Below are 13,822 nucleotides of genomic sequence, written 5' to 3'. Positions count from 1 at the left end.
TGTATCGGCGTGGCGTGGCTCGTGTAGAGCCGAGCCCATGCTCGGCTGCTCTTGGCGCAGACAAAAAGAAAGCCGAACATGGGCTCGGCTCTACAGGAAGCAGAAGGGCCGCTTTCGCGGCCCTTCGTCTGTCTTACTTCAGCTTCGCATCGGCGCGCAGGGCGGCGGCGCGATCGGTCTTCTCCCAGGAGAAGGCCGTGGCGTTGACGGTCTCGCCTTCGCCGTTGATGTAGCTGAACTCCTTCGGCTTGCGGCCGAAGTGGCCGTAGGCCGCGGTCTGCTGGTACATCGGGTGGATCAGGTCCAGCATCTTGATGATGCCGTACGGGCGCAGGTCGAAGTGCTTGCGGATCAGCTTCTCGATCTTGTCGTCGCTGATCTTGCCGGTGCCGAAGGTGGTGACCGAGATCGAGGTCGGCTCAGCCACGCCGATGGCGTAGGAGACCTGCACTTCGCAACGGTCGGCCAGGCCGGCGGCAACCACGTTCTTGGCAACGTAGCGGGCAGCGTAGGCGGCCGAACGGTCGACCTTGGACGGGTCCTTGCCGGAGAACGCGCCACCACCGTGACGGGCCCAGCCGCCGTAGGTGTCGACGATGATCTTGCGGCCGGTCAGACCGCAGTCGCCCACCGGGCCGCCGATCTCGAACTTGCCGGTCGGGTTGATGTGGAACTTGGTGCCCTTGTGCAGCCACTTGGCCGGCAGCACCGGCTTGATGATCTCTTCGCGGACGGCCTCGATGAGGTCCTTCTGCTTGATGCCCGGGGCGTGCTGGGTCGACAGGACCACCGCGTCGATGGCCGAGACCACGCCGTTTTCATAGCGCAGGGTGACCTGGCTCTTGGCATCCGGACGCAGCCAGGACAGCGGCGAGTTGCGCTTCTTGCGGATCTTGGCCTGCTGCTCGACCAGGCGGTGCGACAGGTGGATCGCCGCCGGCATGTAGCTGTCGGTTTCGTTGGTGGCATAGCCGAACATCAGGCCCTGGTCGCCAGCGCCCATTTCTTCCGGCTTCTTGCGGTCAACGCCCTGGGCGATGTGCGGGGACTGCTTGCCGATCAGGTTCAGCACGCCGCAGGTGGCGCCGTCGAAGCCGACTTCGGAGCTGTCATAGCCGATGTCCACGATGACCTTGCGGGTCAGCGCTTCCAGGTCGATCCAGGCGCTGGTGGTGATCTCGCCGGCAACGATGGCAACGCCGGTCTTGACCATGGTCTCGCAGGCCACACGGGCGCGCTGGTCCTGGGTCAGGATCGCGTCCAGCACCGCATCGGAGATCTGGTCGGCAACCTTGTCCGGATGGCCTTCAGAGACCGACTCGGAGGTGAAGAGGTAGCTGGACATCAGGCTTAATATCCTTTGATTCGGATGGAAAGATGGGCGCGAATGATACACGGGGTGCGCCGCCTGTGCATTGTGAACCCGTATGGGTTGCCGGTGGTTAAGGTGTTGTGCCCGGCAGGGCAAGGCCTGGCGGGCATTGCGGGGGCATCGTGCACAGGCAGTGTTCCACTGGCGTGACCATTGCCGCCCCCCGCCGGGCCCGGATGGGCCGGTGCAGGCGCCGTCATCATTCTGCCGCCAAACCGCCATCTGGCTGCCGCGTCCTGGGCGCAGGCTCTCGGCCAACCCGGCCGCCGGGCAGGAGTGGACACGCCATGCAGGAACTCGAACAGCGTCTGCAGCAACGCTATCCCGACTGGTTCCATGGCCGTCGCGGCCAACTGGCCCGGCCCCTGCTGCGCAGCGTCGGACGCTGGTCGCGGCTGGACCGGATCGAGGAGTTCCTGCGCCGCAATGCCAACGTGCGCGGTTTCGACTTTGTCGCCGCCGGACTGGATTTCATCGAGGGCCGCTACCACGTGGACTCCGCCGCGCTGGCGCGGATTCCGGCCGCCGGCCGCCTGTTGATCGTGGCCAATCACCCTTCCGGTGCGCTGGATGCCTTGGCCCTGCTGGATGCAGTCGGCCGCATCCGCCGCGACGTACGCATCGTGGCCAACGATCTGCTGGGCGCGATCGGGCCGCTGCAGGACCTGCTGCTGCCGGTGCGCATCCTCGGTGGCAAGGTCCAGCGCACCAGCCTGCAGGCGGTGGAGCAGGCGCTGGCGGCCGAGCAGTGCGTGATCGTGTTCCCGGCCGGCGAGGTCTCGCGGTTGTCGCTGCTCGGCATCCGCGATGGTCGCTGGCAGCGGGGGTTTGTCCGCTTTGCCCGTGCCGCCGCCGCACCGGTGCTGCCGGTGCGGGTGGAAGCGCGCAACTCCGCGCTGTTCTACGGCGCTTCGACCCTGTTCAAGCCGGCCGGTACAGCATTGCTGGCACGCGAGATGTTCGCCCGCCGTGGCCGGCCACTGCGGCTGCGCATCGGCGAACCGATGCAGTTGGGGCAGGGTGACCCCGGCGCGCAGCTGCTGGCGGTGCGCCGCGCGGTGTACGCCCTGGGGCGCACTACGCCGGTCGCCGAAGGCTGCCCTGCAGGGCCCGAGCCGCTGGCCGCCCCGATGCCGCCTGCACAGGTTGCCGCTGGGATTGCCGCTGCAACCCTGCTGGGGCAGACCGCCGATGGCAAACAGATCCTGCTGGCCAGCTGCGCGGCCGATTCGCCGTTGCTGCACGAGCTGGGGCGGCTGCGCGAACTGACCTTCCGCCAGGTGGGCGAGGGCACGGGGCGCAGTCGCGACCTGGACGACTTCGACCTGCACTACCAGCACATCGTGATCTGGGACGGCACCGCCCAGCGCATCGCCGGTGCCTACCGGATCATGCGTGGCGCGCAGGCGTTGGCGCGTCGGGGCCTGGCCGGACTCTACAGTGCCTCCCTGTTCCGCTATTCCGACGATGCCATTCCACGCATTGCCGAAGGCCTGGAACTGGGCCGCAGCTTCGTGGTGCCCGATTACTGGGGCAGCCGCAGCCTGGATTACCTGTGGCAGGGCATCGGCGCCTATCTGCAATGCCAGCCCGGCATCCGTTATCTGTTCGGTGCGGTGTCGATCAGCGCCGCCTTGCCCCGCGATGCGCGCGAGCAGCTGGTGGCCTATTACCAGCGTTACTACGGCGCGGCCGATGGTCGGGTGCAATCGAACCGGCCGTTCCAGTACTTCGCCGCGCCACCGTGCTTCGGCGAACTGGATGCGGCGGCCGCCTTCGACGTGCTCAAAGCCAACCTTGCCGCGCTCGGCACCGGCGTGCCCACCTTGTACCGGCAGTACACCGACCTGTGCGAACCCGGCGGTGCTCGGTTCCTGGCGTTCGGCGTCGACCCGGATTTCAGCGACTCGATCGATGGCCTGATCGAAGTCGACCTGCACGCGATCCGGCCACACAAGCGCAAACGCTACCTGCGCGATGCGGGGATGCCGGCATGAGCACGCTGGCGAACCTGGCACCGCATCGTCGTGCCGTGTTCGTCTCCGATGTGCATCTGGGGTCGCGGCATTGCCACGCCACCGAGCTTGCGCGTTTCCTCGGCACGCTGCGCTGCGAGCGCCTGTACCTGGTCGGCGACATCATCGACCTGTGGTGGATGGCACACCGGCGCGCCAACTGGCGGCAGTCGCACAGCGACGTCATTCTGGCCCTGCACGCGCTGCGACGCGCCGGTACCGAGATCATCTACATCCCCGGCAACCACGACGCTTCGTTGCGCCAGGTGTGTGGCCTGATGCTGCCGGCGATGCAGGTGCGCCGCCGCGCGATCCACACCACGGCCGATGGCCGCCGGCTGCTGGTGGCGCATGGCGACGACTATGACGGTGTCACCCACTTCGGTGGCCTGCAGGAGCGGTTTGGTGACTGGCTGTACTACCGCATCCTCACCGGCAACCATCTGTTGAACGCGGTGCGGCGTCGACTCGGAATGCGCTACTGGTCGCTGTCCGAATTCCTGAAACGGCAGAGCAGTGCGGCCGAACGCTACATCGAGCGCTTCGTGCAGGCCGGTCTGGATGATGTGCGCCGGCGTGGCCTGGATGGCATCGTCTGCGGACACATCCACCGCGCCGCACTGATCGAGCGTGACGGTCTGGTCTATGCCAATGACGGTGACTGGGTGGAGAGCCTGACCGCCCTGGCCGAGGACCACGACGGCGCATTGCGGCTGCTGGACCACAACGGGCAGACACTGGTCGAGCTGCCCGGCGCGCGGTTGTCGCAGGCGGCGTAAACCGCTCCTGTAGCGTCGAGCCATGCTCGACGGGCGTGCAAGGTGGTCCCCCTGTAGAGCCGAGCCCATGCTCGGCTGTCGTGGCGCCGAACGAAGAGCAGCCGAGCATGGGCTCAGCTCTACATACACCGGGCGCAACCCGCTAGCATCGGCCGATGGACTCATTGACCCAGATCGTTCTCGGCGGCGCCGTCGCTGCCGCCATCGCCCCGCCCGGACACCGCCGTGCCGCTCTGCTGGCCGGTGCCGCGCTCGGTACCCTGCCGGACCTGGACGCCTTGTGGCTGGGCTTTGCCGCCGCCGACCCGGTGGCGAACATGACCGACCACCGCAGTTTCAGCCATTCGCTGCTGGTGCTGCCGTGGGTAGCCGCGTTGATCTGGTGGCTGTTCAAGCGCTTCGGCAACGGCAGGGTGGCGCAGTCACCGGTGCGCTGGTTCTGGGCGATCCAGCTGGCCTTGGTCACCCACCCCGTGCTGGATGCGTTCACCGTCTACGGCACGCAGCTGTGGTGGCCGTTGCAGCCGCATCCGGCGATGGGTTCGAGTGTCTTCATCATCGATCCCGGCTACACGGTGTGGCTGCTGCTGGGCTGCGTGCTGGCCTGGTTCGGTCGGGCGCGGCCGTGGGCGGGCAAAGCGCTCGGCGTTGCCTTGCTGCTCAGCAGTGCGTACCTGGGCTGGGGGCTGATCGCCAAGGCACAGGTCGACCGTGCCGCGCAGCAGAGCCTGGCCGCGATGGGCCTGGGTGACGCGCCGCGGTTCTCGGTGCCGATGCCGTTCAATACCCTGCTCTGGCGGGTGGTGGCGATGACCCCGAATGGCTATGTGGTCGGTGACCACTCGGTGGTGGCCGACCACGCGCCGATGCGTTTCGAGGGGCATCCGTCCAACGTGCAGGCATTGCGCGAAGCAGCGGGAATTCCGGCAGTACAGCGCCTGCAGTGGTTCAACCGTGGCTTCATGCGCGCACAGGTGGTGGAGGGCCGGCTGGTGCTGAGCGACCTGCGCATGGGCCTGGAGCCGGACTACACCTTCAACTTCGCGGTGGCCGAGCAGGTTGACGGCCAGTGGCGCGCGATCGTGCCCGAGCAGCTGCGGGTGGATTACAGCAGCCCGGCCGCGCGTGCCGATGCCGGTCGCCGGTTGTCGGCCATGTGGCAGCGCATCTGGCACGAACCCGAACAGTAGATCCACGCCATGCGTGGATGGCGTATGCATCGGCGGCGGCAGCCACGCATGGATGGCCCGTACCGCAGGCCGCTCAATACACCGTTGCGCGGCCCTGCACGAACGAATAGAAGAACACCGCGTTCGGATCGTTCTGCACCAGCCGGAACTCGCGACGCATGCCCTCCACCGTTTCTTCGTCCACCGTGCCGGCCTGCAGCAGCTGATCGGCCGCCGACAGCAGCAGCTGTTCCCAGAACGCGATCATCGTCTTGCGACGTGCCGGTTCGCGGTTGTCCAGGTGGATGGTCTTGATCTCGGTGTGCACATCGCGGAAGCCGCCGGCCAGCAGCAGATTGCCCAGCTTGGCGCCGACGAACGGGTCACCGCCATGGTCGTACTGGAAGTCATTGAAGGCCATCCAGTAGCGCCAGATGTGCGGCGAATACGGATCAAGCAGGAACGAGGCATTCATCACCTCGGTGATGTACACCGGCGAGCCCGGGGCGAGTACGCGGCGTACTTCACTCAGCACGCGCGCGGGCGAGGGCACGTGTTCCAGTACCCAGCACAGGAAGGCCGCATCGAAGGTGCGCGCCTCGAACGGCAGTTCACCGGCATCAGCCTGCTGCAGCGTGTAACGGTCGCTGCACCACGGCGTGCGCGCCAGATTCTCGCGTGCGGTTTCCAGCTGGGTCTCGCTCAGGTCCACGCCGGTCACGTGCAGCTCGGGGAAGCGGCGCAGCAGGATCTCGGTCTGTGCACCCACGCCGCTGCCGACTTCCAGCAGGCGCTTTGCGCCGCTGTAATCGATCTGGCCGAAGATGCTCGATTCCAGCAGGCGCGCCTGCGTCATCAGGCGCTGCTGTTCGGTGCCGGAGAACCCGTGCAGGTAGGTCGGGGAAGAAATCGGCGGGGTCATGATGGCGGGCTCAGGCAGCAGAAGACATCGCCGGTTCCCCGGCGATCAGGCGGTCGAAATAGTCGGTGGTCAGTGCGATCTGGCTGGCCGGATCCTCGGCGCGGTTCACTACCGCGCGGAACGCGGCATTCTCCGGCCGGTCCTTGGCGTACCAGCCCAGGTGCTTGCGTGCGATGCGCACGCCCTGCGGTTCGCCATAGAAATCGTGCAGTGCGTGCAGGTGGCTGAGCAGGATGTCGCGCACTTCGTCCAGCGACGGCGGCGGCAGTTCCTCGCCAGTGGCCAGGTAATGCGCCACCTCGCGGAAGATCCACGGCCGGCCCTGTGCGGAGCGGCCGATCATCACCGCGTCCACGCCGGTCTGCTGCAGTACGAAGGCGGCCTTCTGCGGCGAATCGATATCGCCGTTGGCGATCACCGGGATGCGCAATGCGGCTTTGATCTCGCCGATCGTGGCGTACTCGGCCTGGCCGGTGTAGTGCTGGTCGCGGGTACGGCCGTGCACGGCCAGGGCGGCGATGCCACTGGCCTCGGCGATGCGGGCGATGACCGGGCCATTGCGGTGGTCGCAATCCCAGCCGGTGCGGATCTTCAGCGTCACCGGTACGTCCACCGCGTTGACCACCGCTTCCAGGATGCGCGCGACCAGCTGCTCATCGCGCATCAGCGCAGAGCCCGCCCAGGCGTTGCACACCTTCTTGGCCGGGCAGCCCATGTTGATGTCGATGATCTGCGCGCCATGGTCGACGTTGTAACGCGCCGCCTCGGCCAGCTGCTGCGGCTCGGTACCGGCGATCTGCACGCTGATCGGCGCGGGTTCACCGGCATGGTCCATGCGGTGGATCGACTTGCGCGTGTTCCAGAAGCGCGGGTCGCTGATGGTCATTTCCGAGGCGGCCAGGCCCGCGCCCAGCCGTTTGCACAGCAGGCGGAAGGGCTTGTCGGTGACGCCGGCCATGGGCGCAAGCACGACGTTGGGGGCAATGGAGTACGGGCCGATCTGCATGCGCCCATTGTAGGGCGCGGCCGGCGCCCCGGCGGGGTTGCCGGCCTGCCGGTTCAGGCCGATCCGGACCGACCTCATGCCGGACGGGCATCAACAGATGCTTGACGGTTGCTTCCGTCGCCCCCAAGGGCAGGCGATGGTGGTCGGCTGGGTGTTCCGGCAACGCGCATTCACGCATGGCGTGGATCTACTGCGGGCCCGACCCGCGCGGATGCGGCCTTCGCGCCCCGCGTCCCGGTAGATCCACGCCATGCGTGGATGGGGCCTTGCCCACGAATGTGAAAAGGCCCGGGCATCTGCATGCCCGGGCCCGATCATCATCCCCGCGGGGATGATGCGTTACTTCACTTCGGCGTCAGCCGGGGTGAAGCGCGGCATCGCCGCGGCCGCGCCTTCCTTCTCGGTCGAACGACCGGCGAACTGGTTGGCGAAGCGCACGTGGCGGGCGAACGGAGCGTCCGGCACCTGGGCGATCGAGGCCACCAGCGCACCGTTGAAGGCATCGCCGGCACCGGTGGTGTCGATCGCCTGCACCTGTTCGGCACCCACGCGGTAGTACGGCTGGGTGTCACCACGCAGGTGCTCGTCGGCATGCGACACGAACACGCCCACCGAACCCAGGGTCACCACTACCGTGCCGTTGCCGACCAGCTTGCGGCACAGCGCATGCAGGCTGGCGCCATCGAGCGCGGCGACGTCGTTGGCATCTACGCGCTCACCGACATGACGGCCGAGCAGGGCAGCGAACTCGGTCTCGTTCGGGGTAATCACATCGGCCAGCTTGAGCAGGCCGATGCTCGACGGGGCATCAGCCGGGGCGGCGTTGAGAACGGTGGTGACACCGGCCTCACGGGCCACGGCCAGCGCCGCTTCGATGGTCTGCACCGGCGATTCCAGCTGCACCAGCACCACCTTGGCGCCGGTCAGCAGGGCCTGCTGTTGCTGCACGAAGTCGGTGCTCAGCGCCGCGTTGGCACCCGGGCCGATGACGATGGTGTTGCGGCCACGGGCATCGACATAGATGCCGGCGGTGCCGGTCGGCTCGCTGCTGGCTTCGGCGATCAGCGCGAAACCATCCTGCGCGGCCAGGTCACGGGCAGTGGCACCACCTGCGTCGTCGCCCAGCGCACACAGGAAGCTGGTGTCAGCGCCGGCACGGCAGGCGGCAACGGCCTGGTTGAAGCCCTTGCCACCCGGACCGGTGCTGTAGCGGCCGGCAATGGTCGCACCCGGTGCCGGCAGCGACTCGCACCGCCACACGTGATCGACATTGAAGGAACCGACGACAACGACACTGCTGCTCATAGGGAATCTTTTCTCAAACAAGGGTTCAGCTGAAATGCGTCAGCACGCCGGCGATGGTAGCCGTCATGAAGGTTGCGATGGTACCGCCCAGCACCGCGCGCAGGCCGAACTTGGCTAGATCGTGGCGACGTTCCGGTGCCAGACCGCCGATGCCGCCGATCTGGATCGCAATCGAACTGAAATTGGCGAAGCCGCACAGGGCATAGGTGGCGATCAGGCGACCTTCTTCGGACAGGCTCATGCCTGGAACCTGGCCGTTCACGATACGCGACAGTTCGGTGTAGGCGACGAACTCGTTGATCACGACCTTCTGGCCGATCAGCGAACCGACGGTGGTGGCGTCGGCCCACGGGGTGCCGATCACCCAGGCGATCGGTGCCAGCACGTAGCCGAAGATGGTCGACAGGTCGGTCGGCTTGCCGATCGCAGCCGCCAGGCCGGTGACTTCACCGAGCCAGGTCAGCGGTGCATTGAGCAGCGCGATCAGGGCGATGAAGGCCAGCAGCATCGCACCGATGTTCAGTGCCAGCTTCAGGCCATCACCGGCACCGGCAGCAGCCGCGTCGATGATGTTGCTGGAGGTCTTCTCCACTTCCATCTTGACCGTACCGCGGGTCAGCGGGGTGCCGGTTTCCGGAATCAGCAGCTTGGCCACGACCAGGGTGGCCGGGGCCGCCATGATGCTGGCCGCCAGCAGATGCTTGGCGTAGAACGCCTGCTGCACCGGATCGCCGCCGCCGAGCATGCCCACGTACGCGGCAAGCACGCCGCCGGCGATATGGGCCATGCCGCCGATCATCATCGTCAGCAGCTCGGACTGGGTCATCTTGGCGATGTACGGACGCACCGTCAGCGGTGCCTCGGTCTGGCCGATGAACACGCTGGCGCAGACGCTGGTGGTTTCCGCACCGGACACGCGCATCACCTTGGTGATCGACCAGGCCATCACCCGCACGATCGCCTGCATGACGTTGAGGTGGTACATGACCCCCATCAGCGCCGAGAAGAAGATGATCGTCGGCAGCACCTGGAAGGCGAAGATGAAACCGTAGTTCTTGGTGTCCATCAACGAGCCGAAGATGAAGCTTGAACCCTCGTTGACGAAGCTCAGCACCTTCACGAAGCCCTGGCCCAGCGCATCGAACACGTCGCGCCCGCCCGGTACCAGGATCACCAGTGCCGCAAATGCGATCTGCAGGGAGATGCCGGTGGCGACCAGCTTCCAGTCCACCGCGCGCTTGTTGTTGGAAAACAGCCAGGTGATGCCGATCAGCACCGCCAAACCGAACAGGCCGAAGCCGATCCTGCCCAAACCTTCGACCATCTGAGTGACTCCCCTGGGGCGTCGCGAAAAACGGGAAGCCTAGTGCAGGGCAGGGGCCGGAGCAAGGAAAAGCGGTCTGCACGCGGCCATCGGCTCCGATCAGGCCAGCAACAGCAAGGGGTTGCGCCTGCCGGGACAGGTAGAATGGTGGCTTGATCCCGGCCCGTATGCGGGCCCGCAGCAGGAGAATCGCATGCTCTACCGTCGCCTTGGCTCCACCGGCCTGCCGATGTCCGCCCTGTCCTTCGGCGCCTGGGTGACCTTCGGCGACCAGGTGCCACGCGATGAGGCGCGCAACCTGGTGGCGGCGGCCTGGGACCATGGCATCAACTTCTTCGACAACGCCGAGGGCTATGCCAACGGCCGCGCCGAGCAGGTGATGGGCGATGTGATTGCCGACCTGCGCCTGCCGCGCGATGGTTTCTGCGTGTCGAGCAAGGTGTTCTTCGGCAGTGCCCAGGACCCGCGGCCGACCCAGCGTGGCCTGTCGCGCAAGCATGTGACCGACGCCTGCCATGCTGCGCTCAAGCGCCTGCGGGTGGAGTACCTGGACCTTTATTACTGTCATCGTCCGGATCCGGACGCTCCGATCGCTGAAACGGTGCATGCCATGGACACCCTGGTCAGGCAGGGCAAGGTGCTGTACTGGGGCACGTCGGAATGGTCGGCCAACCAGATCCAGGAAGCGGTGGACATCGCCGCGCGCCACAACCTGCAGGCACCGTCGATGGAGCAGCCGCAGTACAACCTGCTGCATCGGGAGCGGGTGGAAGTGGAGTACGCGCCGCTGTATGCCACCGCCGGGCTGGGCACCACGATCTTCTCGCCGCTGGCCTCGGGCCTGCTGAGCGGCAAGTACGACGACGGCGTCCCGGCCGATGCACGCCTGGGACGCGAGGGCATGGGCTGGCTGCAGGACCTGGTGCTGGGCGACAACGCCGATGCGCGCCTGGCCCGGGTGCGTCGCTTCAGTGCCGTGGCGCGCGACCTGGGCCACGCCCCGGCCAGCCTGGCCATCGCCTGGTGCCTGCGCAATCCGAACGTGTCCAGTGTGATCCTCGGCGCCAGCCGGGTCAGCCAGCTGCTGCAGAACCTGCAGGCGCTGGACGTGCTGGCGCAGGTGGACGACGCCGGCTGGGCTCAGGTGGAAGCCGTATTCGCCTGAGGGCCGAGGACAGGTTGTAGGGCCGAGCCCACGCTCGGCCGGCCTTACCGCGCCCAATTGCACCTATTGCAATAGGCAAAGGCTATCGAAATTGAAATTTCGATCATTAATTCCATCAATTAAGTTGAGAATGATTGTTGATTGTCAACTGAGAATCATTATCATTTAACTCGTCCCTCGCACGAGTCCAGATGCTCATGAATGCTCAACCTGTACTGCTGCGCCCCGAAACGCTGACCCTCCGCGACCGCCCGGTTCGTGTCGTGCCGCCGGAAGAGGTCATCGACAGCGAAGCCCTGCTCAAGGGCCGTCGTGAAATCCTGATCCAGCACGGTGACCGTTTCTACCGGCTGCGTCATACCAGCAACGACAAGCTGATCCTGACCAAGTAACGCGGTCTGGTCGCCCGCCTCCCTCCCTCCTGTCGGCAGCGCCGACAGGGTGGGCGACCCGTCCGCTCCTGCTCTCTCCCCCTCGGTCTACCGTTCATGCCTGCTTGGTGTGGCGGTGGCCGGGGGTTCCCCTGCCTGACCGAATGATGCCGATGACCCGCCCGACCGCCCTTTCCATTGCCCTGTGGATGGCCCTGCCGCTGTCCGCCCATGCTGCTGCCGATGCCGCGCCCGACGCGCGCGAGTTCGATCGGGTGCAGGTCACCGCCACCCGCACCGAGCGGGCAGTGAGCGATGTCGCGGCCACCGTCGATGTGATCGACCGCGAGCAGATGGACCGGCATCTGGTGCAGGACATCAAGGATCTGGTGCGCTACGAGCCGGGCCTGTCGGTCACCCGCAATGCCACCCGCTTCGGCCTCGACGGTTTCCGCATCCGTGGCCTGGACGGCAACCGCGTGCGCATCCAGACCGACGGCATCGTGATGCCGACCCGCTTCGACATCGGCGCGTTCTCCAGCGCCAATCGCAACTTCACCGACCTCGACACGCTCAAGCGCGTGGAGATCGTGCGCGGACCGGCCAGCTCGCTGTACGGCTCGGACGCACTGGGTGGTGTGGTCGCCTTCGTCACCAAGGATCCGGCCGATTACCTGAAGGACGGCAAGGACAGCTACTTCGGCCTGAAGTTCGGCTACGACGGTGAGTGGAAGGGCCTGCTTGGCGGTGCCACTGCTGCCTTTGGTGGCGAGCACTGGAGCGGCCTGGTCAACGTCAACCACCACCAAGGCCAGGAAACGGACAACAAGGGCACGGTGCGCAGCGACGACCGCACCCGCACTGCCGCCAACCCGCAGGACCGCGACGGTCGCAGTCTGCTCAGCAAGCTGGTCTACGCGCCGAGCGCGGACCAGCGCTTCCGCTTGACGGTGGAAGGCAACGAAGACACCACCGACACCAACGTACTGTCGTCGGTCGGCGTCAACTCGGCCACCGGCATGAAGGCGCACGACACGCAGAAGCGGGGTCGTGTGTCGTTCGCTCACGAGATGGATGCGCTGGACCAGCCGTTCGCCGACAGCATGCACTGGCAGGTGTACGCGCAGAACAGCGAAACCCGGCAGCAGACCGACGAGACCCGCACCGACGGCAGCCGCCGCCACCGCGTTTTCTCCTTCGACCAGCATGCCTATGGCCTGCAGGCGCAGTTCAACAAGGCCTTCAGCACCGGCGCGGTCGAGCACGCGCTGACGTACGGCCTCGAAGGCACCCGTACCGAAATCCGCCAGAAGCGCGACGGCTACCAGGTCAGCAAGGCCGGCGTGGTCAGCAAGGCCATCGTCCCCGATGTGTTCCCGGTGCGTGACTTCCCGATCAGCAAGACCACCGAACTGGGTCTGTACGCCCAGGACGAGATGCGCTTTGCCGATGGCCGGCTGTCGCTGGTGCCGGGCGTGCGCGTCGATCGCTACGAGCTGAAGCCGGAAGTGGACAGCATCTTTGCCGAGGACAATCCGACCACGGCCGTGGCGCAGCTGAAGAAGACCAGCGTGTCGCCAAAGCTGGGCATGGTCTGGCGCTTCGACGACCAGTGGTCGCTGTTTGCCGGCTACGCACGTGGCTTCCGCTCGCCGCCGTACAACGACGTCAACATCGGCCTGACCAACGTCGCCTTCGGTTACACCGCCATCGCCAACCCGGACCTCAAGCCGGAAACCAGCGATGGCTACGAACTGGGCCTGCGCTTCATCGCACCGGCGGCCTACGTCAGCGTCAGCGGCTACTACAACGACTACAAGAACTTCATCGAATCCAACATCAACACCGGCCGCAATGCACAGGGTCTGATGGTGTTCCAGTCGCAGAACATCGCCGACGCTCGCATCTACGGTGCCGAAATGAAGGCCGGCATCGAGTTCGGCGAACTCAGCCCGGCGCTGAAGGGCTGGGCACTGCGCAGCGCGCTGGCGTGGTCGCGTGGTGACAACAAGACCGACGACGAACCACTGGCCTCGGTCGACCCGCTGCGCGGCACGCTGGGCCTGATGTACGACACCGACAGCTGGGGCGTCGAACTGGCTGGTACCTTCGTGCAGCGCAAGAAGCGCCTGCCGCCGCCCGCCGCGCAGACCAACCCGAACGCACCAGCGCCGTTCGTCTACCAGCCGGCAGGTTATGGCGTGCTGGACCTGATGGCGCACTGGAACTTCGCACCGGGCGCGACCTTCAACGTCGGCGTGTTCAACCTGGCCGACAAGCGCTACATCGAATGGTCCTCGATCACCCCGAGCCTGATCACCGACCGCGCGCTGAGCGATCGCTTCAGCAGCCCCGGCCGCACCTTCTCCGCCAGCCTCGCCGTTTCCTGGTGAC

At 66.4% G+C, this 13,822-nt stretch carries 11 protein-coding genes; 6 read left to right on the top strand and 5 right to left on the bottom strand.

The window, feature by feature from the left end; translation table 11 throughout:
• Window positions 1-133 precede the first annotated feature (133 nt).
• On the bottom strand, window positions 134-1,345 hold the full coding sequence (metK, locus tag AC27VL_RS12235; RefSeq protein ID WP_089238823.1) for a methionine adenosyltransferase: 1,212 nt from the start codon (window positions 1,343-1,345) through the stop codon (window positions 134-136).
• A gap of 314 nt (window positions 1,346-1,659) precedes the next feature.
• On the opposite strand from metK, the gene olsF reads away from it, so the two are divergent.
• From olsF to AC27VL_RS12220, 3 genes are all read left to right on the top strand, one after another.
• A complete protein-coding gene (olsF, locus tag AC27VL_RS12230) occupies window positions 1,660-3,369 on the top strand; it encodes a bifunctional ornithine lipid synthase OlsF (protein WP_488766638.1) in 1,710 nt (569 codons plus the stop codon).
• The gene (locus AC27VL_RS12225) at window positions 3,366-4,166 is read left to right on the top strand and encodes a UDP-2,3-diacylglucosamine diphosphatase (RefSeq protein ID WP_089238827.1); all 801 of its coding nucleotides are present in this window, start codon (window positions 3,366-3,368) and stop codon (window positions 4,164-4,166) included. Before olsF ends, AC27VL_RS12225 begins: the two co-directional genes overlap by 4 nt.
• Before the next feature lie 155 nt (window positions 4,167-4,321).
• Window positions 4,322-5,356, top strand: coding sequence for a metal-dependent hydrolase (locus AC27VL_RS12220; protein ID WP_191078424.1), 1,035 nt, complete (start codon window positions 4,322-4,324; stop codon window positions 5,354-5,356).
• A 73-nt stretch (window positions 5,357-5,429) separates the two neighbouring features.
• Here the strand turns inward: AC27VL_RS12220 and AC27VL_RS12215 are convergent, their stop codons facing one another.
• The 4 genes from AC27VL_RS12215 to AC27VL_RS12200 all read right to left on the bottom strand — a co-directional run bounded on the left by AC27VL_RS12215 (window position 5,430) and on the right by AC27VL_RS12200 (window position 9,892).
• Window positions 5,430-6,257, bottom strand: coding sequence for a methyltransferase domain-containing protein (locus tag AC27VL_RS12215; RefSeq protein WP_089238831.1), 828 nt, complete (start codon window positions 6,255-6,257; stop codon window positions 5,430-5,432).
• 10 nt (window positions 6,258-6,267) lie between these two features.
• Window positions 6,268-7,263, bottom strand: a complete 996-nt coding sequence (gene dusB, locus AC27VL_RS12210) for a tRNA dihydrouridine synthase DusB (protein WP_375070801.1) — start codon at window positions 7,261-7,263, stop codon at window positions 6,268-6,270.
• Window positions 7,264-7,602: 339 nt separating this feature from the next.
• A complete protein-coding gene (locus AC27VL_RS12205) occupies window positions 7,603-8,568 on the bottom strand; it encodes a ribokinase (protein WP_100462979.1) in 966 nt (321 codons plus the stop codon).
• 25 nt (window positions 8,569-8,593) lie between these two features.
• Window positions 8,594-9,892 (bottom strand): NupC/NupG family nucleoside CNT transporter, encoded by a 1,299-nt coding sequence (locus AC27VL_RS12200; protein ID WP_100551588.1) that lies wholly within the window; start codon window positions 9,890-9,892, stop codon window positions 8,594-8,596.
• A 193-nt stretch (window positions 9,893-10,085) separates the two neighbouring features.
• On the opposite strand from AC27VL_RS12200, the gene AC27VL_RS12195 reads away from it, so the two are divergent.
• The 3 genes from AC27VL_RS12195 (at window position 10,086) to AC27VL_RS12185 (ending at window position 13,821) form a co-directional block, all read left to right on the top strand.
• Window positions 10,086-11,057 (top strand): aldo/keto reductase, encoded by a 972-nt coding sequence (locus AC27VL_RS12195; RefSeq protein WP_100551589.1) that lies wholly within the window; start codon window positions 10,086-10,088, stop codon window positions 11,055-11,057.
• A gap of 197 nt (window positions 11,058-11,254) precedes the next feature.
• Window positions 11,255-11,449: a hemin uptake protein HemP gene (gene hemP / locus AC27VL_RS12190; protein WP_005412278.1), complete on the top strand. Its 195-nt coding sequence runs from the start codon at window positions 11,255-11,257 to the stop codon at window positions 11,447-11,449.
• Window positions 11,450-11,601: 152 nt separating this feature from the next.
• Window positions 11,602-13,821 carry a TonB-dependent hemoglobin/transferrin/lactoferrin family receptor gene (locus AC27VL_RS12185; protein WP_279324067.1) on the top strand — a complete coding sequence of 740 codons (2,220 nt, stop codon included), beginning with the start codon at window positions 11,602-11,604 and terminating at the stop codon, window positions 13,819-13,821.
• The last annotated feature ends 1 nt before the right edge of the window (window position 13,822 follow it).

It is taken from the genome of Stenotrophomonas sp. 14P6.2.3, assembly GCF_057799055.1.
This window is presented reverse-complemented; position numbering and strand designations above follow the sequence as displayed.

What these genes read in the sequence shown, in the direction of transcription:
- dusB (WP_375070801.1), bottom strand. Translation starts at nt 7,263, where the DNA reads ATGCAGATCGGCCCGTACTCCATTGCCCCCAACGTCGTGCTTGCGCCC.
- AC27VL_RS12220 (WP_191078424.1), top strand. Translation starts at nt 4,322, where the DNA reads ATGGACTCATTGACCCAGATCGTTCTCGGCGGCGCCGTCGCTGCCGCC.
- metK (WP_089238823.1), bottom strand. Translation starts at nt 1,345, where the DNA reads ATGTCCAGCTACCTCTTCACCTCCGAGTCGGTCTCTGAAGGCCATCCG.
- AC27VL_RS12215 (WP_089238831.1), bottom strand. Translation starts at nt 6,257, where the DNA reads ATGACCCCGCCGATTTCTTCCCCGACCTACCTGCACGGGTTCTCCGGC.
- AC27VL_RS12195 (WP_100551589.1), top strand. Translation starts at nt 10,086, where the DNA reads ATGCTCTACCGTCGCCTTGGCTCCACCGGCCTGCCGATGTCCGCCCTG.
- AC27VL_RS12225 (WP_089238827.1), top strand. Translation starts at nt 3,366, where the DNA reads ATGAGCACGCTGGCGAACCTGGCACCGCATCGTCGTGCCGTGTTCGTC.
- AC27VL_RS12200 (WP_100551588.1), bottom strand. Translation starts at nt 9,892, where the DNA reads ATGGTCGAAGGTTTGGGCAGGATCGGCTTCGGCCTGTTCGGTTTGGCG.
- hemP (WP_005412278.1), top strand. Translation starts at nt 11,255, where the DNA reads ATGAATGCTCAACCTGTACTGCTGCGCCCCGAAACGCTGACCCTCCGC.
- AC27VL_RS12185 (WP_279324067.1), top strand. Translation starts at nt 11,602, where the DNA reads ATGACCCGCCCGACCGCCCTTTCCATTGCCCTGTGGATGGCCCTGCCG.
- olsF (WP_488766638.1), top strand. Translation starts at nt 1,660, where the DNA reads ATGCAGGAACTCGAACAGCGTCTGCAGCAACGCTATCCCGACTGGTTC.
- AC27VL_RS12205 (WP_100462979.1), bottom strand. Translation starts at nt 8,568, where the DNA reads ATGAGCAGCAGTGTCGTTGTCGTCGGTTCCTTCAATGTCGATCACGTG.